At 54.8% G+C, this 25,580-nt stretch carries 26 protein-coding genes; 14 read left to right on the plus strand and 12 right to left on the minus strand.

Annotated features, from left to right (window positions below; all coding sequences use genetic code 11):
* Positions 1-10: 10 nt before the first annotated feature.
* From B5D61_RS05535 to B5D61_RS05565, 8 genes are all read right to left on the minus strand, one after another.
* Positions 11-490: a Spy/CpxP family protein refolding chaperone gene (locus B5D61_RS05535; RefSeq protein ID WP_176159239.1), complete on the minus strand. Its 480-nt coding sequence runs from the start codon at positions 488-490 to the stop codon at positions 11-13.
* On the minus strand, positions 487-807 hold the full coding sequence (locus B5D61_RS26120) for a hypothetical protein (RefSeq protein WP_176159240.1): 321 nt from the start codon (positions 805-807) through the stop codon (positions 487-489). Before B5D61_RS26120 ends, B5D61_RS05535 begins: the two co-directional genes overlap by 4 nt.
* Positions 808-890: 83 nt before the next feature.
* A complete protein-coding gene (locus tag B5D61_RS05540; RefSeq protein WP_078812327.1) occupies positions 891-1,181 on the minus strand; it encodes a hypothetical protein in 291 nt (96 codons plus the stop codon).
* A 134-nt stretch (positions 1,182-1,315) separates the two neighbouring features.
* Positions 1,316-1,750: a hypothetical protein gene (locus tag B5D61_RS05545; RefSeq protein WP_078812328.1), complete on the minus strand. Its 435-nt coding sequence runs from the start codon at positions 1,748-1,750 to the stop codon at positions 1,316-1,318.
* Positions 1,747-4,893, minus strand: coding sequence for an efflux RND transporter permease subunit (locus tag B5D61_RS05550; protein ID WP_078812330.1), 3,147 nt, complete (start codon positions 4,891-4,893; stop codon positions 1,747-1,749). The genes B5D61_RS05545 and B5D61_RS05550 overlap by 4 nt, the downstream gene beginning before the upstream one ends.
* 6 nt (positions 4,894-4,899) lie before the next feature.
* Entirely contained in the window at positions 4,900-5,592 is a 693-nt protein-coding gene (locus B5D61_RS05555; RefSeq protein WP_078812331.1) for a permuted SH3 domain-containing protein, read from the minus strand.
* Positions 5,593-5,604: 12 nt separating this feature from the next.
* Positions 5,605-6,885, minus strand: coding sequence for a TolC family protein (locus tag B5D61_RS05560; RefSeq protein WP_176159241.1), 1,281 nt, complete (start codon positions 6,883-6,885; stop codon positions 5,605-5,607).
* Between the two features lie 132 nt (positions 6,886-7,017).
* Positions 7,018-7,404, minus strand: a complete 387-nt coding sequence (locus tag B5D61_RS05565) for a hypothetical protein (RefSeq protein ID WP_139373085.1) — start codon at positions 7,402-7,404, stop codon at positions 7,018-7,020.
* 326 nt (positions 7,405-7,730) lie between these two features.
* Here B5D61_RS05565 and B5D61_RS05570 point away from each other — a divergent pair, with 326 nt between their 5' ends.
* From B5D61_RS05570 to B5D61_RS05575, 3 genes are read left to right on the plus strand one after another with little or no spacing between them, the layout of a single operon-like run.
* Positions 7,731-8,840 carry an ABC-three component system protein gene (locus tag B5D61_RS05570; RefSeq protein ID WP_078812335.1) on the plus strand — a complete coding sequence of 370 codons (1,110 nt, stop codon included), beginning with the start codon at positions 7,731-7,733 and terminating at the stop codon, positions 8,838-8,840.
* 1 nt (position 8,841) lies between these two features.
* A complete protein-coding gene (locus tag B5D61_RS25600) occupies positions 8,842-9,372 on the plus strand; it encodes a three component ABC system middle component (RefSeq protein WP_139373086.1) in 531 nt (176 codons plus the stop codon).
* A 2-nt stretch (positions 9,373-9,374) separates the two neighbouring features.
* Entirely contained in the window at positions 9,375-11,345 is a 1,971-nt protein-coding gene (locus B5D61_RS05575; RefSeq protein ID WP_078812336.1) for a DUF3732 domain-containing protein, read from the plus strand.
* A gap of 608 nt (positions 11,346-11,953) precedes the next feature.
* Here B5D61_RS05575 and B5D61_RS05580 read toward each other — a convergent pair.
* Entirely contained in the window at positions 11,954-13,453 is a 1,500-nt protein-coding gene (locus tag B5D61_RS05580; protein WP_078812337.1) for a tyrosine-type recombinase/integrase, read from the minus strand.
* A 158-nt stretch (positions 13,454-13,611) separates the two neighbouring features.
* Here B5D61_RS05580 and B5D61_RS05585 point away from each other — a divergent pair, with 158 nt between their 5' ends.
* The 11 genes from B5D61_RS05585 (at position 13,612) to B5D61_RS05635 (ending at position 23,015) form a co-directional block, all read left to right on the plus strand.
* Positions 13,612-15,336, plus strand: a complete 1,725-nt coding sequence (locus tag B5D61_RS05585) for an LptF/LptG family permease (RefSeq protein WP_078812338.1) — start codon at positions 13,612-13,614, stop codon at positions 15,334-15,336.
* Between the two features lie 24 nt (positions 15,337-15,360).
* Positions 15,361-16,095, plus strand: coding sequence for a hypothetical protein (locus B5D61_RS05590; RefSeq protein WP_078812339.1), 735 nt, complete (start codon positions 15,361-15,363; stop codon positions 16,093-16,095).
* 70 nt (positions 16,096-16,165) lie between these two features.
* Positions 16,166-16,753, plus strand: a complete 588-nt coding sequence (locus B5D61_RS05595; protein WP_078812340.1) for a TetR/AcrR family transcriptional regulator — start codon at positions 16,166-16,168, stop codon at positions 16,751-16,753.
* 64 nt (positions 16,754-16,817) lie between these two features.
* The gene (trxA, locus tag B5D61_RS05600) at positions 16,818-17,132 is read left to right on the plus strand and encodes a thioredoxin (RefSeq protein WP_078812341.1); all 315 of its coding nucleotides are present in this window, start codon (positions 16,818-16,820) and stop codon (positions 17,130-17,132) included.
* A gap of 32 nt (positions 17,133-17,164) precedes the next feature.
* Positions 17,165-17,602 carry a DUF5069 domain-containing protein gene (locus B5D61_RS05605; RefSeq protein WP_078812342.1) on the plus strand — a complete coding sequence of 146 codons (438 nt, stop codon included), beginning with the start codon at positions 17,165-17,167 and terminating at the stop codon, positions 17,600-17,602.
* Between the two features lie 18 nt (positions 17,603-17,620).
* On the plus strand, positions 17,621-18,763 hold the full coding sequence (locus B5D61_RS26610; RefSeq protein WP_217698920.1) for a redoxin domain-containing protein: 1,143 nt from the start codon (positions 17,621-17,623) through the stop codon (positions 18,761-18,763).
* Positions 18,764-18,784: 21 nt separating this feature from the next.
* On the plus strand, positions 18,785-19,807 hold the full coding sequence (gene ahr / locus B5D61_RS05615; RefSeq protein ID WP_078812343.1) for an NADPH-dependent aldehyde reductase Ahr: 1,023 nt from the start codon (positions 18,785-18,787) through the stop codon (positions 19,805-19,807).
* Between the two features lie 87 nt (positions 19,808-19,894).
* Positions 19,895-21,115 (plus strand): MFS transporter, encoded by a 1,221-nt coding sequence (locus B5D61_RS05620; RefSeq protein ID WP_078812344.1) that lies wholly within the window; start codon positions 19,895-19,897, stop codon positions 21,113-21,115.
* Entirely contained in the window at positions 21,112-21,501 is a 390-nt protein-coding gene (locus B5D61_RS05625; RefSeq protein WP_078812345.1) for a nuclear transport factor 2 family protein, read from the plus strand. The genes B5D61_RS05620 and B5D61_RS05625 overlap by 4 nt, the downstream gene beginning before the upstream one ends.
* Positions 21,502-21,559: 58 nt before the next feature.
* Entirely contained in the window at positions 21,560-22,237 is a 678-nt protein-coding gene (locus tag B5D61_RS05630) for a 3-keto-disaccharide hydrolase (RefSeq protein WP_078812346.1), read from the plus strand.
* Positions 22,238-22,310: 73 nt separating this feature from the next.
* On the plus strand, positions 22,311-23,015 hold the full coding sequence (locus B5D61_RS05635) for an SDR family oxidoreductase (RefSeq protein WP_078812347.1): 705 nt from the start codon (positions 22,311-22,313) through the stop codon (positions 23,013-23,015).
* A 9-nt stretch (positions 23,016-23,024) separates the two neighbouring features.
* On the opposite strand, the gene pncA is transcribed toward B5D61_RS05635, so the two are convergent.
* The 3 genes from pncA to B5D61_RS05650 are packed head-to-tail and all read right to left on the minus strand — an operon-like array spanning position 23,025 to position 25,570.
* Positions 23,025-23,621 (minus strand): bifunctional nicotinamidase/pyrazinamidase, encoded by a 597-nt coding sequence (pncA, locus tag B5D61_RS05640; protein ID WP_078812348.1) that lies wholly within the window; start codon positions 23,619-23,621, stop codon positions 23,025-23,027.
* A complete protein-coding gene (locus tag B5D61_RS05645) occupies positions 23,618-24,106 on the minus strand; it encodes a macro domain-containing protein (protein WP_078812349.1) in 489 nt (162 codons plus the stop codon). Before B5D61_RS05645 ends, pncA begins: the two co-directional genes overlap by 4 nt.
* Positions 24,107-24,121: 15 nt before the next feature.
* The gene (locus tag B5D61_RS05650) at positions 24,122-25,570 is read right to left on the minus strand and encodes a nicotinate phosphoribosyltransferase (protein ID WP_078812350.1); all 1,449 of its coding nucleotides are present in this window, start codon (positions 25,568-25,570) and stop codon (positions 24,122-24,124) included.
* Positions 25,571-25,580 lie beyond the last annotated feature (10 nt).

Here is a 25,580-nt window from a genome sequence, read left to right on the forward strand (position 1 = left end):
GAAAGAACGGTTAATGTCCACCAGGACTGTGTCCGGCATCCGGGCCGATGATCTGCGGCAGCATGATGTCAAGATAGTGCTTCGCTTGGTCGGGCGACATGACGGCAGCGGTTTCATGCAGGTGCTTGAGCATGGCTTTCTGGCATTCTGCCCGCACAGCAGCCTGTTCCTCAAGTGCAGCAGAAAGTTCAGGTGCGGCAATATTTCCCGCCTGTGCAAGCGTCTGAACTTTCTTCTGTGAAGCTGCCACCTTCATGCACAGCGCCTCGCAAGTGGGGCGGTAAGCAAGGTGTCTTTCCTTAACCTTCGCAAACTGCTCGTCTGTAAGCTTCAACTCATGGTGCAGCCACTTTAGCTCTGGTAGCAGGGAGCCGCCGTCATGGGTCGCCATCCCTTCACCGCTCGCTTCGCAGCACGGCTGGCGTGTGACGAAATAACCGACAATGCCGACGAGGAGCGCGGTGAGGAGGATCAAAAATCCACGTTTCATGGCTGCATGGAAGCGTGGGTTGCTTTTAGCGGATTGATGGACTCGATGTATGCGGCACGCATGGATTCGCTCTGGTCGGGCGTGGTGAGATTGCCGAGGCTGATACCGGCAGTGAGCATGACTGCCACGGTGGCAACTGCTGGCATCGGACGGGCAAGCCAGAGGAAAAACATCTGGCTCCACTGCTTGCATTGAGCTGGCCAGGAATGTTGCTCAACCACAGCGATTTGCCCCCAGACTTCACGCTGGAAGGAAGCACTAAACTCGGGCTTGGGATGAGTCTGGCGGATTAGATAATCTATTTCGTCGTCATTCATGGTGAAGAAAGATGGTGGATGATGAGACCGAAAACAACCCGTCAGGTCACCTGACACCTGACGGGCTGGCGAGGCGGCTGGCCCTAGTTGGCACACTGCTTGCGTTCAGCGGCGGTGCAGTTTTTAGCGGCACGGGGAGCACTACAGCCAGTGTTACACACAATGCTCTTGTTCACTTGGAGGCCACGGCCACCCGGAGCTGTGCGGTAGCTCGTTTTGGTATCGCAACAGGACATCCGTACCGGCTTGACGCTGCCGCTTTTGGCGGACGTTTGGCCGTTGGCGAAGCTCCAGTTAGACGGGATCGCTTGAGCGCTGGTGGAAGCGAAGCCGACGAGGAGAGTGGCGGCGAGGAGGGTAAGTTTCGTTTTCATGGTTAGATTTAATTGGGTCGGACGCATTGATCGCGTTCACTCCGTGCAACTCCCTCAAGAATGAAACCCCTCTGATTATTTGAGAATGTTCTCTGTTAGCCGCCATGAGCCGCGAGGTGAGACACCAAACCCACTCATTCATCGCAGGTGCAGGCATATTCCGCATTGCCACACCCGTTGCAGACGTGGGTTTGAAGCTTGATACGAAAGTTCTTCACCTTCGAGTCAGGTGTTGCCTTGGCTTGCAGAACGACTTGGTAGCCTTCGCCCTCAGGAAGAGGGGTCTTCGATACCAGCATGTCACCTTTCTTCTCGAACTCGATCTTCGTCTTACCGCTCGGCACTTCGGCTGTGGCGGTGATGACTTCGGTGCTGGCGGGCTGGGCTTTCAGCGCGGCGTCATAAACGGCAATGCTGATGGTGCGATTCTTCTCGACGAAAAATTCGGCATGTTTGCCGCCAAGCTCAAGGAGGAGGCCCTTGCGGGGGCCTGCTTTGACTTTTGCATCAGCAAAGGCCGATGTGGCGGCAAGGGTGGTAATAAGGAGGATGTTAAGCAGGGTTTTCATATAGCATTGGTTGTGGGTTTGGTTTTCCGTTCAATCCAGTCGTAGAGCACAGGCACGACGAGCAGTGTGAGGAAAGTTGAGGTGAGGATGCCGCCGATGACGACGGTGGCGATGGGCCGTTGCACTTCGGCCCCTGCTCCGGTAGCGAGCGCCATGGGCAAGAAGCCGAGGCTCGCGACAAGCGCGGTCATGAGCTTGGGCCGCAGACGAGTCAAAGTTCCTTCGACTACGGCCTGGCGCAGTTCACGGCCTTCGCCACGCAATTGGTTAATGAAGCTGATGAGCATGATGCCATTCAAAACGGCGATGCCGCTGAGGGCGATAAATCCCACGGCTGCACTGATAGTGAAAGGCATCCCACGGAAATGCAGCGCGAAGATGCCGCCAGTGACGGCAAGCGGCACGCACATGAAGATGAGCGTGGCTTGTCGCAGTGAACCGAAGCTCAGGAAGATGAGAACAAAGATCAAGGCAAGTGCGAGAGGCACGACAATCAGCAGCCGTGCTTTGGCCTCTTGCAGGTTCTTAAACTGGCCGCCAAACTCGAAGTAATAGCCATCAGGAAATGTGACCTTTTCACGGATGAGGTTTGTGGCCTCTTCCACAAAACCCTCGGTATCACGCCCTCTCACGTTGATCAGGATGCTGACACGGCGCTGTGTATCTTCACGGGCGATCTGAACAGGTTGGGGCACCAGCACGATCTTGGCGACTTGGCCGAGCGCTAACATGCCGCCATCCTCGGTGCGCAAAGCGAGGCGTTTCATGCCTTCGAGATCTGTTCGGCGGTCTTCAGCCAGACGGACGACGATGGAGCTGCGGCGGTTACCTTCAATGAAGGTACCGACCTCCTTTCCGGCGAGCGCGGTTTCGACAAGGCGATTCAATTCGTCCGCATGGACGTTGAACTTGCGCATGGCTTCTCGATCCGGCTGGATCTCAATCATGGGGTTTTTGCCGATGCTGTCGAACTCCGTCTCTCCGCCGCCACGAATGCTGGCAATGGCAGTTCGGACTTCGCCGGCGAGACGTTCGAGTTCATCGTAACTGTCTCCAAAGACTTTGCACACGAGGTCGGCACGGGCACCGGCCATGATCTCATTGAAGCGCATTTGGATAGGCTGGGTAACGAGGATGTTTTGGCCGGGCACCTGATCGAGCAACGCCTTCCGCATGAGTTCACCGAGGCGCTCTTTGCTGATGATTGCTCCGTTCTCTTCCCGCCACTGGTCACGCGGATTGAGCATGAGATAGGTATCGGCGACGTTCGGGTTCATCGGGTCCGTCGCGATCTCCGCCGTACCGATGCGGGAGAAGATCTCCTTAACCTCCGGGAATTCGCGGCGAATGACGGCCTCGCTCTGTTTCTGCAAATCAAGCGATGATGACAGCCCGGCGCTACTGCTGCGGATGAGCTGAAAGGCAAAGTCGCCCTCATCAAGCTGCGGTATGAATTCCGAACCGAGACGAGAGAACACCCAGAGCGAGGAACCAAACAGGACGAGCATAGGCAGCACGACAAGCAGGCGGAAGCGGAGGCCAAAGTTCAGCAACGGCGTGTAAAGACGCTTGGTGAAGGTGACGAGCCAGTTGTCCTTTTCCTGAATCTTTCCGCCGAGCAAATACGAACACAGCACGGGCATCAAGGTCACAGCGAGCACAAGCGAACCACCAAGCGCCAGCATGACAACGAGCGCCATGGGCTTGAACATTTTCCCTTCAATGCCTTGCAGCGCGAGGATGGGTACATAAACGACCGTGATGATCAGCACGCCGAAGAACATGGGGTTGGCGACCTCCTTGGCGGATTTGAGCACTTCCTCAGTGCGCTCGCTGAGGGTAAGCCTGCGGCCAAGCGCGTGCTGTCGCTCACCGAGGTGGCGGACGATGTTTTCGACCATCACCACAGCACCATCAATGATCAGGCCGAAGTCAATGGCACCCAGACTCATCAAATTTCCGCTGATGTGATAGCGTACCATCCCGGTCATGGCGAAGAGCATGGAAAGCGGGATGACGAGGGCGACGATGAAAGCAGCGCGAAAGTTTCCAAGCAGCGCAAACAGCACCACGACGACGAGCAAGGCCCCCTCGGTAAGATTCTTCTCCACCGTGGCAATCGTGCGGCTGACAAGGTTGCTGCGATCATAGAGCGTCCTGATGACGACGCCGTGGGGCAGCTTGGCCTGGATGTCAGTAAGCTTGGTCCTCACGGCTTCAGCAACTTGACGTGAGCTTTCACCCGCAAGCATGATGGCGGCCCCCACCAGGGCCTCGTCGCCGTCGTCGGTAGCGGCTCCAGAACGAAAGGCGCTGCCGATGCTCACCGTGGCTACTTCACTGACCAGGATGGGCTTTACACCACCTGCAAACTTGAGCGGTATGGCGAGAATTTGTTCGATGTCGTTCACGCGACTGACAGCGCGGACAATAAGCTGTTCACCACCGATCTCGACGTAACCTCCGCCTGCATTGCGGGTGTTTTGCTCGACGATCTCTGCTAGCATGTCGAGTGAAAGCCCCCGCTCGGCGAGGCGGGCGGGATCAGGCTTGATGACGATTTGTTTTTGATAACCGCCGTTGGTATTGACCTCCGCAACGCCGGGAGTGCTACGCAGCAAAGGCTTCACCTGATATTCCTGAATTTGTGCGAGTTCCATGAGCTGCGCCTCACGGGTGGCGGGTTTGGTTTTCGCCTCGTCGCTGTAATCAAGGCTGTAATAGAAGATCTCCCCCAGACCTGTCGCAACGGGTGCCAGCTTCGGCGTAAGTCCTGGTGGCAGTTCGTCCAGCACAGCTTGCAGGCGCTCGGTGACGAGCTGGCGGATGCGAAACAGATCCACATCGTCATGAAAAACCATCGTGACTTGTGAAAGCCCAAACTTCGACAATGAGCGAAGTTCGATCATTTGTGGCAACCCCGCCATTTCGCTTTCAATGGGAAAGGTGACCAGTTTTTCGATTTCTTCTGGAGCGAGTGCGGAAACAGCAGTGTTGATCTGTACCTGCGGGTTGGTGATGTCCGGTACGGCATCAATGGGCAGATGAATGGCAGACCATGACCCGATGCCGAGAAGAACCAGCATGGCAAGCAACACGGCGGCACGATGCCGCATGGCGATGGTGATGAGATGAGCGAGCATAGTATGCTAGTGGCCGCAATTACAGGCCTTGCCGCCGCGCAGGATTTGCAGTTCGGCAAGCCAGAGCGACATCACAGGCGTGGTGACGATCTCATCCCCGGTGTAGAGGCCATCGGTGATCTCCACATGTTCGCCGTTTGCTGATCCAACTTTAACCGGAGTACGCAGGTAGAACTCGTCGTTCTTGGCATAGACAAACGTGCCTTCGGCGGTCGTGAGCAGCGCGGCTTTTGGGATTGCTGTAACGGCATCGCTGGCAGGAAAACGGAAGGTCGCCGTGAGCGCGGCACCAGCCTCAGCGGGTGCGGCTGTTTGCACCGTCACTTCATAGTCACCGAGGGTCAGGTATGGCGCTTTCGCGATGCGGAGCACGTTGCCTTGGGTGGAGCCGATTTCCACCACCATGCCGGGCTTCACCTGCTGGGCCTGGGCTTCGGTAAGCCAGCCACTGGCTTCGCTGCCCCGCTGAATGGCCTGCAAATTAACAGTGAACGATGGCGCTATTTTTTCCTCCTGAACCTCAGCCGTTTGCAGGCCGATGGATTCCATCATGAGTGTGGTGAGGGAAACACCTTTGCCCTCTTTAAACTGTGCGCCGTTTTCCGGTGCAACGGTGTGACTTGGACTGGCGTTGGACTGGCTGCAACTGCTGAGTGCGGCGGCTATGGGAAGGCAAAGGATGGAAAGCAAAAGTTTCATGGTGGGTGCAGGTCAAGGTTTCGGCGCGCTGAGGGTGATGAGGGTGCCAAGAGCCCCAGTCAGTTCTTCCAGCATGAGCCCGGCTTCGAGCGCCTGGGACTGCGCCTCACTGATGGACTCGACCGCTTCGAGATACTTGTCCTGGAGCTCGACAAAGGTCGCTGTGGGGACTGCGCCAAGACGGTAATGACGATCCGCCAGCGCCGCCGCTTCACTGAATTTCGTGATAGCATCCCCTTTCCAAAGCAGGGCACGCGACTGCTGGGTTTTGAACAACAACATGGACTCAGTGACCAGTCTTTCGACCTCCCGTTGGGCAGCGTTTAATGTGGCCTGAGCTTGCGACAGCCGGGCCTCCGCCGAGGTGACTTCGGCTTTGCCAGATTTCCAGAATGGCAGCGGAAAGGAAATGCCGAGGCCACCGACAGTTTGATCCTCCTGGCTTTTCGTGTTCTGCACTTCAACGTACGGACCGACGGTGAAAGATGGATAACGTTCGTTTTTGGCGAGTTCGACCTTGAACCCCTGCTGCTCCAGCTCCGTCCGCCGGATACGTAGGTCGTAATGGTTCTTCATGGCCGTCCCCAGCAATGAGTCAAGAGAGGGTGGCGTCTTCATGTCAAACCCGGCTCGCTTGACCACGAGGGGCGTGTCGGCACGGCGGCCCATGAGCTGGTTCAGTTCCAAGAGTATCTTTTGCACTGCCACGGCGGCTGTCGCTGCCCGCGACTCCGCTACCAGTGCCGCTGCCTCAATGGTCACTATCTCCAATTGGGGGGCAATGCCTGCGGGCTCCCGCTGTACCATCACCTCACGCAACGCCGCATAACGTGAAGCGACCTCGCTGGCCGCAGCAGATATTTCCTGCTGTGCCGCGAGAGTGTAGGCCAGCACACGCACTCGGGAAGTGAGATGAAAACGGAAGCGTTCCAAGCCAAGCTCCGCAAGGGTAATGTCACGATTCGCAATCGCTTTGCGCAGCCCCAGCCTTCCTGGCCATTCGATGGGCTGAGCCAAAGCGGCTGAGAAGGCGAGGCCATTTGTGCGACTGTCTGCCGATGAGACGCGATTCTGCCCAATTTCGAGGCTCAGTTCAGGATTTGAAAGCCTGCCAGCTGTGCTTCGAGTTGCCTTCGCCGAAGCGATCTCCGCCTCATAAAAGCGAATCTCCGGGTTGGCCGCCAGCGTGCGGGAAACAAGTTCTGAAATAGAATTGGCGGCAGGCTTGGTCTCCGCCGCAGAGAGCGATGACAACGCCGTAATAATGAGGGCTAAATAACAGAGAGAATGCATGAAAAGAACAGGTTGAGGGGGCAAGCAAAGGCATGAAACGGCCTCGCCAAGAGGCACGCAGATACCCCACAGGGGCATCACATCCGGCGCACTCAGTCACCGCCTTTTAGGCGGACAGTAGCGCACGGCAAATCAGACCGGTACGGCAGGGGCGCGTGCAGGCAATGCAGCCCGACTCACAAATACCCAAGTCGTTCTCAACTCTGGGGGTGCCGTGGTTGGCATCGGCACCGGGGTGGCGGCCTGTTCAGCCAGATCAAGCAGAGCGAAAGCCTGTATGATACCGATCAGTTCCACCATCTGCATTTCCGGCATCGTCACCATCTCAGGCAGATAGCTCTGGGCGAGGGTGTCACTGGTGCAAATGTCCGGCATTGCGGGGGCTTCATCTCCCTCATCGCCATGGGAGCAGCACCCAGAATGTTGTTTCTCCACCTCCTGTGGCACCAAGCAACACACCGTACTGGGCACCATGAGCGCCAGAAGGATGAATGCGAGAATTTGCCAGAGGCGTTTCATTTGAAAAATGATTCGCCGGACGATCACCGCCAAAAAAGGAAGATCAAGCAGCATGTGAAAAGTTTGCCACGTCTTTCACGTAATTTGGATGAGCCTTATACCCTCTTCAGCAGGCCAAGAGATTCATGTTCAGTGCTTGCCCACTGGTATCAAACTAAACGGTATATTCAGCCGATTATTTAAGAAATACAATTGACAACGCTTTTATTGTCAGTGCAAATTGCAGTGACCTAACTTGTCATATGAGTTCCTCGAGCAAACCCAGAAAACCTAGGAGCACTTCTGTTCCAGGTCAGGCGCTTGGTTATTTTGCACAAGAGACTAAGATGACTGAACTTCTGGCCCGAGCAGGTCCAGGAGATTTGGTCAGCCTTGAGGTCTTGGATGACATAGCAGTTCAAAAAGTAGGCGGCGAAGTTTCGCTTGTCCAGTCCAAGAGCGCCTTAACAAGCAATCCCGTCGCGGATCGTGCGCTACCACTTTGGAAAACTTTTTCCAATTGGGCTACAGAACTGGCAGAGATGCGTGATTTCACTAAACTTTCGCTTGTTATAGCAGTTTCCAATCCTCGTTCAGGTGATTTTGCCACTTTATTCCACAATGCATCCACTTTAGACGAGGCCAAATCCGCCCTGCTATTAACTAAGAATGCGTTTAAGGACGAGCTATCTTCTGCTACCTCGGATAAAAAAGACTTAACTTTTCATTTGAAGCGTTTTTTCCAATCTGAACTAAACATTAGTTGCGAAATTATCCGTTGTTTTCGCCTGGAAACAAATATTGTAAGTCCTCAAGAGGACTTGCCAAATTGTTTCCCCTTTATACCCGAATCTCACTTGGAAGATATTGTTGTTCATGCCTTGGGGTGGGTTAAGCGCCAGGCTGAAATTCTTATTGAAAAGCGTCTACCAGCGATCCTCTCCCGAGATGACTTTCACAAAGAAATGGTCACATTTATTCGAAAGCATCGTGAACGAGCGATTTTACGATCGTTTGCTCCAGCAAAGATTCCAGATGATAAAAAAGCTGAATTAATGCCTCGCATGTTCGTGCGACAGCTTGAGACGGTCGGCGCTGACTTTCTTGACCGAGTTCAAGCTGTTAGCGACTATTTTCGCACTGCATATGATAAAACTCGTTGGGGTGCACTTGGAGAAATCCATCCCACATCTTTCGATGAATTTAATGACGATCTTCACCGTGCGTGGCAAAACGTTCGACGTCAGGTAGAAGTTCAACACAGTTCCCTTAACGATGCGGGTCGAGGGTTATTAGTCTATTCGGAATGCTGTAGACATAGTGCCGACCTGGAAGGGCAAAAAGTTCCGAATCATTTCGTGCCTGGATCATTTCATCATCTTTCCGATGAGCAACTAGTTGGGTGGCACCCACGCTTTGCAGAAATCCTTGCAACAAAGGGCGCAACCATAGTTTAACATGTCCGCTTTATCCTCTTCCGATCATCTTATAAAACCAGCGCTCAACGAAGCATTTTTAACTCAAAACCCAGCACTAGGTGCGGCAGCGCTGTGGCGAGCCGCTTGTGGCTATCAGGCAGTCCATAAAACACGTCAGTCACTGCCTTTACCACTAGCCTTTACGATAGTTCCGATGGTATTCAATGAAGCATTATTTAGTGTCCTATCCCGAACATATCGAGAGTCAGGGTTACGAAAGTTTACCGAAAAGTTTGCCGAAACGAAAGACGCTAAAAGTGATATTTTACTTTCGCTTCACGATCGATGTTTTCGGTGGCGGGATATTTCATGGGCATCGTTGCGCATAGCGTTTGCTACGCGCTTGTTGATTCTCACATCAGATGCCGTGCTCGTTCCCTTGAGCGAAACGCCTGCACGTGGAATCCCTCCAAAAATGGCAACGTTGCTCAAGAATGCCGAAAAACTGGGCGCTTGGTATGGCGAGCTTTCCATTCACGAGGTTGCAACTCTTTTAAAGATCCGATTTTAGCTATGCTTTTTCAAATTAAAGAAGTAATTCTTTGGCCGCGCAATTCGGCACTTAAGCCTCGACGGATTCCTTTCAAGACTGGGGCCGTGAATGTGATTACAGGCGCATCAAGAACAGGCAAATCTGCGGTGATACCGATTATTGACTATTGTCTCGGTTCTCACACTTGCAGTATTCCTGTCAAGACGATACGCCAGGCCTGCTCGTGGTTTGGCGTATTGGTGGAGACAGATCAAGGCGAGAAGCTATTTGCGCGACGGGAACCAGGATCTCAACAGGGAACTGACCACATGTTTGTCAAAGAGGGCAAAGCTGTAGATATACCGGATACTATAGCCGAAAAAACAACAACAGCTGACCAAGTGCGCCGGAGTCTCGACGAATTGGCAGGCCTTACTAAACTCGACTTTTCAGCGGGGGATAATTCAGCAACCAATCGAAGTGGTCGCCCAAGCTTCCGCGATATGGCCGCATTTACTTTTCAGCCGCAAAACGTCGTAGCTAATCCTGATATCTTATTTTTCAAAGCTGATACTTATGATCATCGTCAAAAGCTAAGGACGATTTTCCCTTACGTCCTGGGTGCCATTACTCCAGATCAACTTGCCAAAGAGCATGAGCTTGATCAACAGCAGAGAGAATTGAAACGAAAAGAGAGGGAGCTTGTAACAGCCCGAGAAATATCTGCAAGATGGCTGGCGGAAATTCGCAATCATGTTTCAACAGCCAGAGAGCTAGGACTTCTGAGAGAGGAACCGCCTACTTTGTTGGGAAAACCCGAGATGCTTGCTCTCCTTACGGAGATCGTGAATAGAACAGACCATACCCTCAAAGTCACGGCTGAGACACTTGGGGATTCCCTGTCTGAACTGCGTGCCTTGGAAAAAGAAGAATCCCAAATCTCTCAAGAACTCACATCACTTCGTCGTAGACTGAATGAGATGAGAAGATTGACTGAAAGTGTAGATCAGTATTCTCAGGCTCTACAAGTCCAGCGTGATCGACTCAAGGTATCTGACTGGCTGTCTGATCAGCATTCCCCAGAGGCTGACTGTCCCGTGTGTGGCCATGATCTTACTCGTGCCACAAACGATCTCGAAATTCTAGTCAGTTCACTTCGGCGAGTCGAAGAAGAAGCTGGGGTTGCACGAGGCATTCCTGCTGCATTTGATTTAGAGATGCAGCGTGTAAATGCAGATGTGAAGATTTACGCAGAAAAGTTGGAAGCAGTTCAAATCAGGCGCTCTGCACTCACAACCCGATCAACTGAGGCTAAGAAAGAGCAATTTCGAGCAAAACAGGTCGAACGATTCGTGGGTAATCTTGAAACGTCATTGTCATTTTATGAACGCCTGGGAGAAGACAGTGCATTGGCAGCAGAAGTAGATAAGTTAGCGAAATCAGTTGAGATTTTACGAGATCAGGTTCGCCCTGACCAAGTAAATGCTCGCAAACGGTTTGCTTTAGATCGCGTGAATGGACACGCTCAAAAAATGCTGTTACGTTTGGACGTTGAAGATCCTGATGCACCGGTTTTTTTGAGTGCAGATGATCTTACTGTCCGCATTGCTGGCGAAGATCGTAGGCACCTTCTTTCTGAAATTGGAAGTGGTTCTAACTGGCTCGGATATCATGTGGCCACAGTCTTAGCGCTGCATTGGTTTTTCATGGATCTTCCTCACAGCCCTGTGCCCCAGTTCATGGTCTTTGATCAACCTAGCCAAGTCTATTTTCCTAAAAAATTAGCAGGTGCTCAAAATGACACAGAGCCCACAATTCTGGACGAAGATGTGAGTGCTGTAAGGAAAGCATTCAAAGTCTTTGATCATTTCACAAAAAAATTCGGCCCTCGTTTTCAAATCATCGTCCTTGATCATGCTTCTGAAAACGTCTGGGGTAATTTAGCTCAAACACATCTGGTTGAGGAGTGGCGTGATGGTGCAAAGCTAGTTCCGATCGAATGGCTTAGCTAGTATCAAACCTCGGCAATTAGACTAAAGCGTATAGTACTTACAGACACAAAATCGCAGTGTGACGAAGGCAAATTTGCAGCACATTCTCTGAGAATCGGGCAACGCAGCATCACAAGTTAATTATTTCCTTCGCCACTACTGTATGACTTCCATATGTTCATTCCGCTTCCAAATATTTATCGATACTCCCAAAAGCGGGAATCGTTGGTTGTAGCTTAATCCGCTACACGTCTGTGCCATAAATTAGCAAAAGATCCTTTGTGGAGGTCTACTTGCACTACGAAATAGGCACGGGTAGACAGCTATCGAGCCTTTTTCCTCATACAGATTCAAAATAGATGTCCCTCAGTCACCCACTTTTCCACGGGCTGTATTTTATCCATTCCTAGGGCTGACTGAAGCGAGCCTCCCAGAGACATGCGGCATGAATGATTAGGTGGCTTCGGACAGGCCTATATAGTTCAGCAGCAGAGTCGTGGAAATTTTGTACATAAATCCACTCCCTGTGGGAGAAGGGCCACCGGCAGTGAAAATTATTTTGTGTTTTATAAATTATATTACCTGGACAGAAATTTTGTCTCATTGATTCCAATCTCTCGATCAAAAAATCAAGTCCCTCGCTTACCTGACTTTTGACCGGATTTTGTGTTTTTTGGCTTCGCTCGTGACTGGGGCAAGTTCTGGCGATTGCCAGTGTTGGTGGCTAGGAATGATCCGAGTCCGACAGTGACGCGCTTCTTTTGGGCAACGTAATGCTGTGCCGTGATGGCAACGTCGGCATGACGTAGGAACCGGGAAGCGTCTAATAGTCCATCTTTTGCGGCGATCTGTGAGCCAGCTTCCTTCCTCAACGTGTGCAGAGGCGTGCGGGCCTTGACACCGTGCTTACGCAACCATGTGACGAGGCGAGTAAAACTTTGGTCAGCCCTGTACTTACTCCAGGTTGGTTCCGCCGCCTCGGTCGTTGGGACAGGTCGCGGCACTTTGAATTTCCGTTTGGGTGGATCGGCGGCCATGACATAAATGGCGTTTGGATCACTCGTTCTGAGCTTCTTTAAGATCTCTGTCACTTCAGCATCTATGGGCACTTCACCCAAACTGGTTTCGGCCTTGGGAGCAAAATCGGTTTGGGATTCTACGCGGATCAAACCTGCGTCGAGGTCCACGGATTCCCAACGGAGCTTGTCCGCTTCGTTCCGCCGCAGACCAGCAAATAGCCCCAGCAAAAATGCTTTGAATGCCTCAGGGTCCTCAACCGCCAGTTTGTTACGTGCGGCTGAGAGGAGAGATTCGACGTTCATGGTTGAAACGTAGCGCATCGACTGACGTGGATAGAGGTCCACTCCGTCAAATGGGAGTGGGGACGGTAGAACGACACGGTTGGTGACCAGACGCAAAAGGCGTTTTGCAAAGAGGCTCTTGCCCATGCGGATGAGTGAATTTGCACTGTTGCGAGCAGCGCGTGCTTTGGTCTCATCTCTGCCTGCCCGGCTGCTGACGTAGCGGAGTTTCCAAGCCTCAATCCGATCAGGAGTAAGTTTTGCCAACTGCACAGCATCCACGGCGGTGAGCCAGGTGCTACGACTGTCACCGCAGCGAGCAAAACGGCCTGCTGTAGCCTCAATGCCTTCGACATCGGCCACGATGCGTCTGAAGGTTGCGACATAGCCGCGCAACGTCGTTGCTCTCACATTTGACAGCTCCGTCACCGCTGCTAGCAAATCGCCCACCGTCGCTCCTTTAACCGGTGACGCCGACGCGGGCTTGAATTTTAACAATGCATCCTCCCAGCCATTGCTGCGAAGCATTTGATAAATGCTCAGTGCCTTTTTGGCTGCGGCTTCCTTGATGGGGGTGCCAAGCGGAAATCGATGCCGCTGTCCCCGATAGGCTATCTGAACGCTGTAATCAGGAGAATCCACCTTCCTCACTCGCTCCTGCCAATGCCGCACATCCCCCTTTGGGTAGCTGTGCATTTTCTGTGCAGTTTTTGAGATCTTACCTGTGCTGTTTTGGTCCGATCTGATATCCTCCTTTGGTCGTTTCTCCCTTGTAGGAGCTTGTTTATTTGTGCTCACCAGATAATATAAGGGATCAGGAGCAAACATTCAATAAAACAATTTGTAATCATCAGGTCGTCGGTTCAAATCCGACACTCGGCTCCACAAGCATCATTTCGTGATGTGGACAGCATGCACTCAAGGATCACTGCGGGTCCGCCCTTGCAGGAGTGCCCATCCTCGCCAAGTCTGGAGGGACGAACGTAATGACCTGGCTTTCACCCATCCCGAAAAAGCTCCGAGCCGTCGCGCACCGGGTGCGCACTTGGCCATTTCTGGGCCGCTCGGCTTTTTCTCTGGCTCTGCTGGTGATGCTGCTGCTGATCACTCAGGGACATCACCTGGATCATCCACCTGAAGTCGCTGGCTATGAAGTGCAAGCGGGTAAACTGGTGGCCCAATCCGGTGTGGGACCCGCTGGCCCTCTGCTGAAGACCGTGAGCCTCGTGCTTCCGTATCTGGACACGTGGATGCTGGTCGGCGGTCTGGTGTATGTGTTCGTTCTGCTCCGCCGTTGGGGGCATCCTTCGGAACTGGTCATGCCATCCTGGGTGGCCTCCTTCTCGGTTGCCGCCTGGGCGATCTGCTCCGACATCGCTCACCAACTCGGTGCCATGCAGATGACGGAGATGGGTGAGCCTCCGGCAATGACGGCCTACTGGATGAAGATCGTCATGATCTACGTGGCCTGTGTGTGCCCGCCCATGCTGCTGCATTATTATGTGCGCAGCGGGGCGCTGGCCCGCTACACGCTGCGCACTTTCCTGGCTCCCTTGGTCTTCTGCTTTGTTGCCTTCGCCTCGCTGTGGATCATCATGGATCTGCTGGATAACTTGAAGGAGTTCCAGGAGGCTCAATCCAGCCTGGGCCGTGTGGTGAAGTTTTACCTGGGGGTCCTGCCCTTCATTTTTGTCTCGGTGATGCCCGCCTCTCTCCTGCTGGCTGTGCTCTACACCCTCACGAAAATGTCTCGGGCGAATGAGATCGTCGCGATGCTGAGTGCGGGGCGAAGCGTCAGCCAGATTTTGCAGCCTGTGTTCGCCGTCGTCATTGCGGTCTGCGTGATGAGCCTCGCTGCCAACTATCACTGGGCGCCTCGTGCGGAGGGCAACCGGGAAGCCGTGATGAAAGCTCTGGGTGCCAAGCAGAAGGATTCCATCCGCGCGGCATCGGTTCTTTATCGTGATCCCGCCAGTGGCCGCGTCTGGTTCGTGTCCACCCTTCCCTTTTCACTTCACGGCGAGCGTCTCCGTGGGGTGCAGGTCCGTGAGATGGGGCGCGATGGTCAAGTCACGCGCGTGATTCATGCGGACTCCGCCATGTGGTGGCCGGGGGGGTTATGGCGCTTTTATGACGGTAAAGTCGTGTTGTATGAAAATGGCCAAGCCCGTGAGATCAAACCTTTTCCGAAAGATGCTTCAGGTGCTTCTTCATTGGAGGTCACCACTTTCGAGGAAACTCCTTGGAGCATGGTCAGCTACGCCCTGAAACCCGATTACATGGGGGTGCCGGAAATCGTTTCCTATCTGAAAGCCCACCCGAAAGATGGGTCGGATAAACTCGCTCCGTTCCGGGCGCATTACCATCATCGCTTTGCTCTTCCCTGGCAGAGTTTTGCCTTAGCGCTGGTGGCGGCGCCTCTGGGCATCGCCTATTCCAGACGTGGAGCTGTCGGCGGTATCGCAGGCTCGATCTTCATTTTCTTTGGCGTCTTGTTCCTGAACAACCTGTGCCTAAATCTGGGGAAAGGCGGTCACGTTCCAGCATGGTTTGCCCCCTGGATCCCCAATCTCGTCTTCATCGCACTGGGCATCGTCCTGCTGCATTATCGCAGCCAAAACAAGGACCTGCCTCGATTCAAGATCAGTGGGTTGACCAAGCGCGTGGCGCAGGTGGCTCGCCCCCGCAATGCCCGAACCGTTTCGTCTTAAACCAGCCAGCATCTGCCGTCTCCGATGATTCAAAACTGGTCCATCCGTTCACGCTCTCACCAGTGCGCTCTGTCCGGGCGGCCCTTCCAAGAAGGAGAGGTGTTTCATACCGCCATTTACTTCGATCCTGAAACGAATGGCTACTTGAGGCGTGATGTTGGCTTGGATTCCTGGAAGGAAGAGCTTTCTCAGCGCACACCGGTTGCCTATTGGCGCACCACTTACACGCCACAAATCAATGAACCCAAGCCCGAGGTCACCAGCAAAGAGAGCGCCATGGCCCTACTCCAGCGGTTCATTGAGGAAGACGAACCGCAAACCGAAAACGCCCGCTACATCCTGGTGCTCATGCTGGAGCGGAAACGCATTTTGAGCCCGACTGCTACAAAAGAAACCGAGCACGGACGCATGCTGTTTTATGAGAACAAGAAGACCAGCGAGGTTTTCATGGTTCGTGATCCAGATCTGCACCTCCATGAGCTGGCTCAGGTGCAAGATGAAGTCGCCACCTTGCTCGGCTTTGGCGGCCCTGCGGCAGATGCAGCTAAGGCCGTCGGCATGAAATTCACTCCGGATGGTAAGCTGGTCAAAGCTGGCGAAAGTGAGGCAAGCACCCCAGCCACGACCGAATCGCCTCCCACTCCCGCCCAGGAAGAGGAAACGGCCCCACCAGCTGAGCCAGAGCCTGAGGAGCCGCCTCTAGAAGCCCCTCCAGGCGAACCTCTGCCGGACGAAAAAGCCCCTTCCGAAGAGGCTTGAGCCTCTGCTTTTTCGAAAATTGTCTCGCGACTTGACAATATAGACCAATTGGTCTATTGATTCGCTATCTATGAGCGATAGAACCACCAAGGAGCGCATCCTCGACGCAGCCAAGGGGCTGATGCTTGAGAAGAGCTTCCATTCGGTCGGGCTCAACGAGATCCTCAAGACCGTGCAGGTGCCCAAGGGCTCCTTTTACCACCACTTTGAGTCCAAGGAGCAATTCGGGGTCGAGTTACTCAGACACTATGTCGCCGAGTCCACCGCCTATAAATCACGGCTGCTTCTGCCTCCCAATCCTGAGCCAGACCCATTACTGCGACTCCTCACCTACCTGGAGTCCAACATTGCCCGTTCCCTGGAGTGCCAGGGCAAATGCCCCTGCCTCCTAGTTAAGTTGTCCTCCGAGGTCACTGATTTCAGCGAGCCGATGCGTGAGGTCCTCGCCGAAGGCACTCGGACCTGGGCTGGTATTTTTGAAAAGCTGCTCCAGGAGGGCATCGAAAAAGGCAAGATCACTTCCCAGATCCAACCCGAAGAAATCGGCCCCGTCATTCTCGACCTCTGGACAGGTGCCATGCAGCGCGCCGCCACCACGCGCAGCGTCGCACCCCTGCGAGAAGCGGTGGCCTTCCTCAAACAACTCCTATCCCCATAGGCGCTCTTTCCCCACCAATCAACCGACTGGTCTATTTCACAATCAACCTCCAACGATCTATCTTATGAAACCCCAAGCTCTGACCTCTCAAACCTTCAACGATGCCATCGCCGCCACCGACAAACCTGTCCTCGTGGATTTCTGGGCCGAGTGGTGTGGCCCTTGCCGCATGCTGGCCCCTATCCTGGATCAAATCGCCAGTGAGCAGGGCGACCGTGCGACCATCGCCAAGGTGGACATCGATGCACATCCTGAACTCGCCGATCGGTTTGGTGTTCGGGCGATCCCGACCTTGATCGTTTTCAAGAACGGCCAACCCGTGAATGTGATCACTGGCGTGCGCAGCAAATCGTTCATTGAGTCTGCCCTCGCAGCTTAAATCCTCGGCGATAACAACCACATCGTTAGGCTATGAACCTCACCCAACGTCCTCCCCGCAGCCCGCGTGTCCGGCTCGGTGGTTATGTCCTGCTGCCTCGTCTGCTGGACAAATGCCGCGCCGAGATCGCTGGCACTGCGGGTGAATACCATTACAATTGCCCCATGGACCGCCGTTTCATGGACTTCGCTGGCATTGATCACGAAGCCCTTAAGGCGGAGGTCGCTAAAGGCATCGGCGATGGTGAAGTGCTCGCCTGGATTCTCAAAAATCGGCAGCATCAGCACAGCGACTGGGAGATTGCCCAGTGGAGTGCCTATCGTGAAAGCGCTGCCCCTGCCGACAATGAAAACCGGGAATTTGTGAGTCAGCAGATCGCCAATGGTGGCGGAGCCGACCGTGAAGACCTTAGCACGTGGTTTGACTACCTCGACTTCGATGACCATGTGACCTTCGGCGGCAAAGCTTGATCCCTAATGAAGACCCGCATGATGAATTCCCACCCCCTCTGGAAATGGCTGCCTGTCCTGACTCTTTATTCCACTGCTGCCTTGGCAGAGGAAACGCTTCAACAACAGTTGGAGGCCCGCAAAGCAGAGTTTGCAGCCAGAGTTCCCCAGGAAGTCCAAACGGCTTACGCAGCAGGCATCCAGGCTGTGTCCAACTCCGGGATTCTCTCGTCAGCCAAACAAGCGGGAGAGAAAGCTCCCGACTTCACGCTTCAGGATGCTAAAGGGCAGTCTGTGGCCTTGCATGAGCTTTTGGAAAACGGCCCCGTGGTGCTCACCTGGTATCGCGGCGGCTGGTGTCCCTACTGCAATCTCAGCCTTCGAGCCCTCCAAAAGGTGCTGCCGGAATTCGAGAAAGGCGGAGCCCAGCTCGTGGCCTTGACTCCGGAACTACCCGATAAGACCCTTAGCACCGCCGAAAAGAACAAACTCCAGTTCCAGGTGCTGACCGACTTAAACCATCAGGTGGCGCAGAGTTACGGTATCGTTTTCAAACTGACCCCGGAGGTTCGTGATCAATACAAAAGGAACTTTGATCTGCTCGCCTACAATGGCAGCGCGGCAGGGGATGACACGCTGCCGTTGGCCGCCACCTACATCATCAGCCAGGATGGCATCATTCGTTATGCCTTTCTGGAGGCCGATTACAGGGCCCGTGCGGAACCTGCGGAGTTGGTGGCCTTTGTGAAACAACTGCTGCCCCAAAAGGAGGACCATCCTTCCGTGGCTCTGCTAAAGGAATTCTGGCTGCGGGTGTGGAATCCTCCGCACGATCTCAGCGCCGTGGACGAGCTGTTGACCGATGACTTCGTCATCACAAATCCCTCTGGAGACATCGTCGGCAAGGCAGCCTTCAAAGAATGGCTCAGCGGGTTTCACAAGAAACTGGGGCATTCCCGGCTGATGCCTTTTGAAACTTTCGCCAGTGCAGACGGCACCCGTGTCGTCTCCCGCTGGCAAGCCTCGGGCATCAATCACGGCATGTTAGGCACACCCGACGACGGCAAGCCGGTCCGTTTCAGCGGCATCGCCATCTGGGAAGTGCGTGACGGCAAACTTTCGCATAACTGGGTGGAGCGTTCCGCCTGGGAACTTCATCAGACCCTGACAGACAAACCTTAGCCACATCCTCCTGATTCTTCTATGAGCACTCCCATCAAAGCCCTGGCCGCCTTCGGTTCCAAACAAGCGCTTCAAGCTTATGAATATACCCCAGGCCCTCTGGGTGATGATCAAGTCGAGATTGCCGTGGAGTCTTGTGGCATCTGTCACAGTGACCTGTCCATGCTCGACAATGACTGGGGCATCTCCAGTTACCCGTTCGTTCCAGGGCATGAAGTCGTCGGCAAGGTGGTGGCCCTGGGCGCGAATACCAAGCGACACAAAATCGGCGATCGTGTCGGCCTAGGCTGGAACTCGGGGAGTTGCGGCGCCTGTCCGCAATGCCTTTCAGGCAATCAAAACCTCTGCCCAACGGCTGAGAGCACCATCGTGGGACGCCCCGGCGGCTTCGCCACACGGGTGCGTGCTCAGTGGACATGGCTCAATCCCATCCCCGAGGGCTTGGATGCTAACAAAGCGGGTCCAATGTTCTGTGGGGGCATCACGGTCTTCAATCCCATCCTCCAGTTCGGTGTCAAACCCACTGACCGTGTAGGCGTGATCGGCATCGGTGGCCTGGGACACTTAGCCCTCAAATTCCTTCGTGCTTGGGGCTGCGAAGTGGTCGCCTTCACCAGCAGTGATGCCAAGCGGGCGGAAGCTTTGGAGCTGGGCGCACATCGCACTCTGAATTCTCGAGATAGCAGTGACCTCAAGAGAGCTGCGGGCAGCTTCGACTTCATCCTGAACACCACCAATGTGGGTCTCGACTGGAACACCTACATCGCCGCTCTGAAGCCTAAAGGGCGTCTGCACACCGTAGGTGCAGTCTTAGAGCCGCTCGACCTCGCCGCCTTTCCCATGATCGGCGGGCAGAAGTCCGTTTCAGGTTCACCGATTGGCAGCCCAGCAACCGTGGACACCATGCTGGAATTCAGTGCCCGTCACGGCATCGCCCCGACCACCGAAACCTTCCCCATGTCGCGAGCGAATGATGCTCTCGAGCATCTGCGCTCAGGCAAAGCTCGTTATCGTATCGTTCTCGAAAACGATCTGGGCGATTGATTTCGCCTGCGGCTCTCTTTGTTACGAAAAGACTCCCAACCATGTCCCCCAACCTTTGTTTCAAGCCTTCAGCCAGGGAGCCGCGCGATGCCCATTAAACGTCCGCAGCTCTCAGAAAAAGCCCTCCTGATCCTCCTAGCCTCGGTGCAGTTCACCCACATTATGGACTTCATGGTCATGATGCCTCTGGGACCGCAGCTCATGCGTGAACTGAACATCGGGCCGGATCGCTTCAGCGCTCTGGTGGCCGCCTACACCTTCTCCGCAGGTTTAGTCGGCCTCTTGGCATCGCCTTTCATGGACCGCTTTGATCGGCGTAAGCTCCTCCTCTTCAGCTACATCGGCTTTATCCTCGGCACCATCGCCTGTGGCCTGTCCCATACCGCCGAGGCGCTGTCTCAGGCACGCATCCTTTGCGGTGCCTTCGGGGGTGTCTCCGGGGCGCTGATTCTAGCCATCGTCAGTGATCTCGTCCCTCCTGAGCGTCGCGCGGCTGGCATGGGGATCATCATGACCGCCTTTTCGGCAGCCGCAGCTCTTGGAGTGCCGCTCGGTCTTTACCTCGCTCAAAAGTTCACTTGGGAGACCCCGTTTTTCGTCGTCGCTGGCATCGGAGCCATCGGCTGGCTCCTGCTGTGGTATTACCTGCCTCCCGTTCGTGAGCATCTTAAAACCAGTGCCGCCCATCGAGGCGCTGCGTTCTGGGCGCTGCTGCGCAATGTCAATGCAGGCTGGGCCCTGCTGTTTATCTTCATGCTGGTCATGGGGCACATGGTGATGATCCCCCTGCTCTCCCCGTTCTTGGTGCACAATGTCGGTTTCCCTGAGCAGCACCTTTCGCTGGTTTATTTGATTGGCGGTGTGCTGTCCATCTTCACCGGTCCCCTGGTGGGGAAACTGGCGGATCGCCATGGTCGCATCCAGGTGCTGGGCATCATGATCATCGTGGCCGCCGGCGTGGTGCTCGCCATCAGCCACGCCCCCCGTCTGCCCATGGCAGGCACCTTGGTTCTGAGTGGGCTGTTTTTCATCTTTGCCAGCGGCCGCTTCGTGCCAGCTCAGGCCATCGGATCACTGGCCGTGCCACCCGCTCAGCGTGGTGCCTTCATGAGCCTGAATACCTGTGTGCGTGACCTCGGAGCTGGTGTCGCCGCCAGTCTGGCAGGCGTGCTTGTTTCCACAGCTCCCTCGGGAGAACTGCTGCACTACAACCATGTGGGTTACGCGGCTGTAGCAGCCTCTTTCATCAGCTATTGGTTAGGCACCCGTGTGCGCACTCAGGATCTCGCCCCCTCCCCTCTCTCATGACTGCCATTGAAACCATCCAGGAACTCTACCGCGCCATGCGGGCGGCTGATGACGCCGCCTTTTTCGCCATCAGCGCCCCAGACCTCGTCTGGCAGCAGAGCGCCGGTTTCCCTGGGGGTTCTACTTGGCATGGCCCTGCCTCCGTCATTGAAAACGTGTTCCGAGCCAATGCTAAACGCTGGACGGGCTTCGCTTTCACCGAGGAAGAGATGCTCGCCTCGGGGGACCATCGAGTGGTCGTGCTCGGTCATTACTCCGGCACCGCGCCAGCCACGGGCAAGGCCATGCGTGTCGCGGTGGCTCACGTCTATGATCTGCATGAGGGGAAGGTCCAACGCTTCCGCATGTATGCGGATACCCATCCGATGTGGGAAGCTTTGAGTTGATCGGAAGATCAAATATTCCGCCAGATCATCGGGTGGGCGGACGTTCCCTCAGCCCACCATGAAATCCTCCTTGTTTCTCTCTCTCGCTGCCTTGGCGCTTCTCTCCTCAGCCCGCGCAGAAGATGGCTTCGTGCCTCTTTTCGATGGCCACACTCTCATGGGTTGGGAACAGCACAGCGGCACGGCGGAATACCATATTGAAGGAGGGGCCATCGTCGGCACGACCGTGCCTAATACGGGCAACTCCTTTCTCTGCACCGCCAAGAAATACGGCGACTTCATCCTCGAACTGGAATTCAAAGTGGACCCTTCCATGAACTCCGGCATCCAGTTCCGGAGCAACTACTACACGAAAGAAACCGAAGTGGAGATTGCGGGGAAAAAGAAAAAGTTCCCCGCAGACCGCGTGCATGGTTATCAATTCGAGATCGATCCCAGCCCACGTGCCTACACCGGCGGCGTGTATGATGAAGGACGTCGGGGTTGGCTCTTTGATTTGAAGGACAATGAAGCCGCACGCAAAGCCTTCAAACAAGGTGAGTGGAACCAAGCCCGCATTGAGTGCAAAGGCGATAGCATCAAGACCTTCATCAACGGGGTGCCGGCCGCAGAACTCACCGATGGCATGACTGCCAAAGGCGTGATCGCCCTTCAAGTGCACGGCATTGGCAAGAAAACTGAAGCGGTCGGCAAACAAGTCATGTGGCGAAACATCCGCATCAAGGAACTGAAATAACGCACGCCATCCTGAAAGGCGTCCATTCATGGGCTCAGCCTTTCTCAATTCGCATTCACGGGTATGTTCAGACATGGACATACCCGTTTCTCTTGTCACTGGGGCCGCCAAGGGGATTGGCTTGGAGGTGGTGCGACAACTTGCGCAGCGGGGACACTACGTTCTCTTAGCCGCTCGGAATGCAGACCGTGGTCAGGCGGCGGCGCAGCAGCTCTCCGCGAGCGGCCATGTTCAGTTTCTGCCTCTGGACGTCACCTCGCCATCCTCCATCGAACAGGCCCAACAAAAGGTTCGACAAGAATTCGGGCGGTTGGACATGCTCATCAACAATGCCGCCATCCTCCTGGATCATTACCAGAAACCATCGGAAACATCCGTTCAACAATTGCAGGAGACCTTGCAGACCAATGTCATGGCTGTTCACGCCATGATCCAGGCCTTTACCCCTCTGCTTAAAGCGTCTGCAGCCCCGCGCATCATCAATGTCTCCAGCGGAGCAGGCCAATTATCAGGCATGCAAGGGAGTGTCTGGGCACCGGCTTATCAGATCAGCAAGACCGCCGTCAATGCCGTCACCCGCGTCTGGGCCACGGAGCTCTCCGAATCCAACATCGCCGTCAATTCCGTTTGCCCCGGATGGTGCCGCACCGAGATGGGAGGTGAAGGTGCACCGCGTAGCCCCGAGGAGGGAGCTGCAGGCATTGTCTGGCTGGCCACCGAGGCCGCCCATCAACTCACGAGCAGGTTTTTCCGCGACCGCGAGGAGATCGCTTGGTGAACCCCGACGTTAAATGATCGCGCAGCCCGCAGCCTCCATCGTGGTGAGGGCCAGATCCACATCTCCCATTTGCAGATTCACGCCTCGGCAAGCACGGGCGATGAGGTTCACTTTGAAGCCTTCGGCCAGCGCATCCAAGACGGTAAACTTCACGCAGTAATCCGTAGCGACTCCGGCCACATGCAGCTCTGTCACCTCTTCGGTTTTGAGCCATTCCCCCATCCCGGTCGAGGCCTTGTGTCCGTTGTCATAGAGACCACTGTAGCTATCGATCCGAGGGTCCATCCCCTTGGTGAAGACTCGCTTGATCCGGCGCGTATCGAGGCCGGGGGCAAACAAGGCGCCCTCCGTGTTTTGCACACAATGCACCGGCCACAAAGTCTGCGGCAGTCCGTCTAGCGTAGCTTGTTCAAACACTTCCCTGCCTGGGTGATTGATCGCAAAGCTACCATGATCCGTCGGATGCCAATCCTGCGTGGCCACAATCAAATCAAACTGCGGCAATAACTCATTCACCACCGGAATGATCTCATCCCCGCCCGGCACCGCCAAGGCACCTCCTGGCATGAAGTCATTTTGTAGATCAATGAGAAGAAGGGTTTTCATGAGGCAATAAAATCATAAACAGTTACGCTGACGTCTTGATCAGCAAGATGACGTTTGATCAGAGGTTCTATCTCTTCCCAACGTCCGCCTGCCAATCCACAACCAATGCGGGGCATGTGAACAGAAGCACCGAGTTCTTTTGCCTTCTGTGCAACTGCGATCAATCCCTCCGCAACTGCTTGGTAGCGTATAGGAGGCACATGTCTCTGCCGCCGTATTCCCTGTTGGCCGATAAGATTCGCAACCAGGAGATCATCTTGCACGGCAACAAACTGAACTCGTCCAAGCTCAAAGGGAATGCCATGCCATTCTCCAGCTTTGTGCCAAGCACGATATTGTTGCTCGGGTTGTAACCACCGTTTTGAAATGGCCAAAACAAATCCTGCTCCCCATCCGCCGATATCATTGCAAACATGAACGATGATTTTCGCCTCTCCGCCTTTAGGCGCAGTCGCATCTCCAGAGATATATTGAATTGCTTTCATGGTTTCGACTTTCTCTCAATGATGCGTTTTAGCTGTGGCGATCATCGCCAACTTCCTTTCGTGTAGGGATCGCTCCACACCGGCGGTGTAGCTGTGGGGATTGAGCAGACGTTTGATCGTGGGGTGCAGATGAGTGAGTTGCTCTCGGCAATGCGCTTGGATTTGCGGAAGCGTCGGCAAGTCCATCACCCGCTTCCCATTTCTGAAGACAGGCTTCAGCAGATCTTCATGACTGGCCTCTTCAGGAATGCTTTTACTGCGCTGTGGATCCACCGGATGCTGGATCTCCACCACCTCAGGACAACCCGCTTCTTCATCATAAATCGCATCACCCCGAAACTCGCCATTCAGCATGTAACGCCGCACCTGCTGGATGCCTGGGTTACTCACCTTGATGGCTTGCTCACTCAGTTTGATCTTGGGTTCCCACACCCCTTGTGCATTGCGGATGGCTCCCAATTTGTAAACGCCTCCGAGTGCAGCCTGTTCCCCACCGGTCACAAGCCGTGTGCCGACTCCCCACACATTAACCTTGGCCTCCTGGTGCTTGAGGCTCTCGATCAAGTGCTCATCCAAATCGTTACTGGCGACGATGAATGCGTCTGGGAATCCTGCCGCATCCAACAGGCGACGTGCTTCAACGCTCAACCACGCCAGATCTCCCGAATCCAGCCGAATGCCTGCCATCTCGTGCCCTTGCTCACGGAGACGTTGACCGATCTCCACCGCATGGCGCACCCCATCCAGAGTGTCATAGGTATCCACAAGAAAGACACAATTGTTAGGCATCGCCTCAGCATAAGCTGCAAAGGCCTCCAGCTCGGTTTCAAATGACATCACCCACGAGTGCGCATGCGTGCCGCGCACAGGAATGCCATGGATCTTTCCCGCCAAGACATTCGAAGTCGAAGCACAGCCTCCGATGAAAGCCGCGCGACTGGCCATCACCGCTCCATCCGGCCCCTGGGCCCGACGCAGGCCAAACTCCAGCACCGGTTCTCCCTGAGCCGCCAAGCACACACGAGCCGCCTTCGTCGCAATCAAGGTCTGAAAGTTCACGATGTTCAGCAAAGCCGTCTCGATCAACTGAGCTTGGATCAGAGGTCCTTTGACTCGGATCAAAGGTTCATGCGGAAACACCACCGTTCCCTCAGGGATCGCATCCACATCACACTGCCACTTCATCTGAGCCAGATAGTCCAGAAAGCCTTGGCAGAACAAAGGCTTACCATCCCGTCCAGGCAGAGTGGCGAGATACTCCAAGTCCGATGCCTCAAAGCGAAAGCCTTGTAACCAAGCCACCACATCTCCCAGACCCGCCGCCACCGCATAACCTCCAGCGAACGGTAAACGGCGGAAGAACAAATGAAACACAGCCTCCTGTTCCGCCTTGCCGCATTTCCAGTATCCGGCGGCCATGGTGAGCTGATAAAGATCCGTGAGAAGTGGGGTATTCGAATTCATGACATGAAGG

The organism is Prosthecobacter debontii (genome assembly GCF_900167535.1).
GTDB classification, from domain to species: Bacteria; Verrucomicrobiota; Verrucomicrobiia; order Verrucomicrobiales; family Verrucomicrobiaceae; genus Prosthecobacter; species Prosthecobacter debontii.

Excerpts from the sequence above, each read along its gene's own strand:
- B5D61_RS05535 (WP_176159239.1), bottom strand. The coding sequence starts at position 490 with ATGAAACGTGGATTTTTGATCCTCCTCACCGCGCTCCTCGTCGGCATT.
- B5D61_RS26120 (WP_176159240.1), bottom strand. The coding sequence starts at position 807 with ATGAATGACGACGAAATAGATTATCTAATCCGCCAGACTCATCCCAAG.
- B5D61_RS05540 (WP_078812327.1), bottom strand. The coding sequence starts at position 1,181 with ATGAAAACGAAACTTACCCTCCTCGCCGCCACTCTCCTCGTCGGCTTC.
- B5D61_RS05545 (WP_078812328.1), bottom strand. The coding sequence starts at position 1,750 with ATGAAAACCCTGCTTAACATCCTCCTTATTACCACCCTTGCCGCCACA.
- B5D61_RS05550 (WP_078812330.1), bottom strand. The coding sequence starts at position 4,893 with ATGCTCGCTCATCTCATCACCATCGCCATGCGGCATCGTGCCGCCGTG.
- B5D61_RS05555 (WP_078812331.1), bottom strand. The coding sequence starts at position 5,592 with ATGAAACTTTTGCTTTCCATCCTTTGCCTTCCCATAGCCGCCGCACTC.
- B5D61_RS05560 (WP_176159241.1), bottom strand. The coding sequence starts at position 6,885 with ATGCATTCTCTCTGTTATTTAGCCCTCATTATTACGGCGTTGTCATCG.
- B5D61_RS05565 (WP_139373085.1), bottom strand. The coding sequence starts at position 7,404 with ATGAAACGCCTCTGGCAAATTCTCGCATTCATCCTTCTGGCGCTCATG.
- B5D61_RS05570 (WP_078812335.1), top strand. The coding sequence starts at position 7,731 with ATGACTGAACTTCTGGCCCGAGCAGGTCCAGGAGATTTGGTCAGCCTT.
- B5D61_RS25600 (WP_139373086.1), top strand. The coding sequence starts at position 8,842 with ATGTCCGCTTTATCCTCTTCCGATCATCTTATAAAACCAGCGCTCAAC.
- B5D61_RS05575 (WP_078812336.1), top strand. The coding sequence starts at position 9,375 with ATGCTTTTTCAAATTAAAGAAGTAATTCTTTGGCCGCGCAATTCGGCA.
- B5D61_RS05580 (WP_078812337.1), bottom strand. The coding sequence starts at position 13,453 with ATGTTTGCTCCTGATCCCTTATATTATCTGGTGAGCACAAATAAACAA.
- B5D61_RS05585 (WP_078812338.1), top strand. The coding sequence starts at position 13,612 with ATGACCTGGCTTTCACCCATCCCGAAAAAGCTCCGAGCCGTCGCGCAC.
- B5D61_RS05590 (WP_078812339.1), top strand. The coding sequence starts at position 15,361 with ATGATTCAAAACTGGTCCATCCGTTCACGCTCTCACCAGTGCGCTCTG.
- B5D61_RS05595 (WP_078812340.1), top strand. The coding sequence starts at position 16,166 with ATGAGCGATAGAACCACCAAGGAGCGCATCCTCGACGCAGCCAAGGGG.
- trxA (WP_078812341.1), top strand. The coding sequence starts at position 16,818 with ATGAAACCCCAAGCTCTGACCTCTCAAACCTTCAACGATGCCATCGCC.
- B5D61_RS05605 (WP_078812342.1), top strand. The coding sequence starts at position 17,165 with ATGAACCTCACCCAACGTCCTCCCCGCAGCCCGCGTGTCCGGCTCGGT.
- B5D61_RS26610 (WP_217698920.1), top strand. The coding sequence starts at position 17,621 with ATGATGAATTCCCACCCCCTCTGGAAATGGCTGCCTGTCCTGACTCTT.
- ahr (WP_078812343.1), top strand. The coding sequence starts at position 18,785 with ATGAGCACTCCCATCAAAGCCCTGGCCGCCTTCGGTTCCAAACAAGCG.
- B5D61_RS05620 (WP_078812344.1), top strand. The coding sequence starts at position 19,895 with ATGCCCATTAAACGTCCGCAGCTCTCAGAAAAAGCCCTCCTGATCCTC.
- B5D61_RS05625 (WP_078812345.1), top strand. The coding sequence starts at position 21,112 with ATGACTGCCATTGAAACCATCCAGGAACTCTACCGCGCCATGCGGGCG.
- B5D61_RS05630 (WP_078812346.1), top strand. The coding sequence starts at position 21,560 with ATGAAATCCTCCTTGTTTCTCTCTCTCGCTGCCTTGGCGCTTCTCTCC.
- B5D61_RS05635 (WP_078812347.1), top strand. The coding sequence starts at position 22,311 with ATGGACATACCCGTTTCTCTTGTCACTGGGGCCGCCAAGGGGATTGGC.
- pncA (WP_078812348.1), bottom strand. The coding sequence starts at position 23,621 with ATGAAAACCCTTCTTCTCATTGATCTACAAAATGACTTCATGCCAGGA.
- B5D61_RS05645 (WP_078812349.1), bottom strand. The coding sequence starts at position 24,106 with ATGAAAGCAATTCAATATATCTCTGGAGATGCGACTGCGCCTAAAGGC.
- B5D61_RS05650 (WP_078812350.1), bottom strand. The coding sequence starts at position 25,570 with ATGAATTCGAATACCCCACTTCTCACGGATCTTTATCAGCTCACCATG.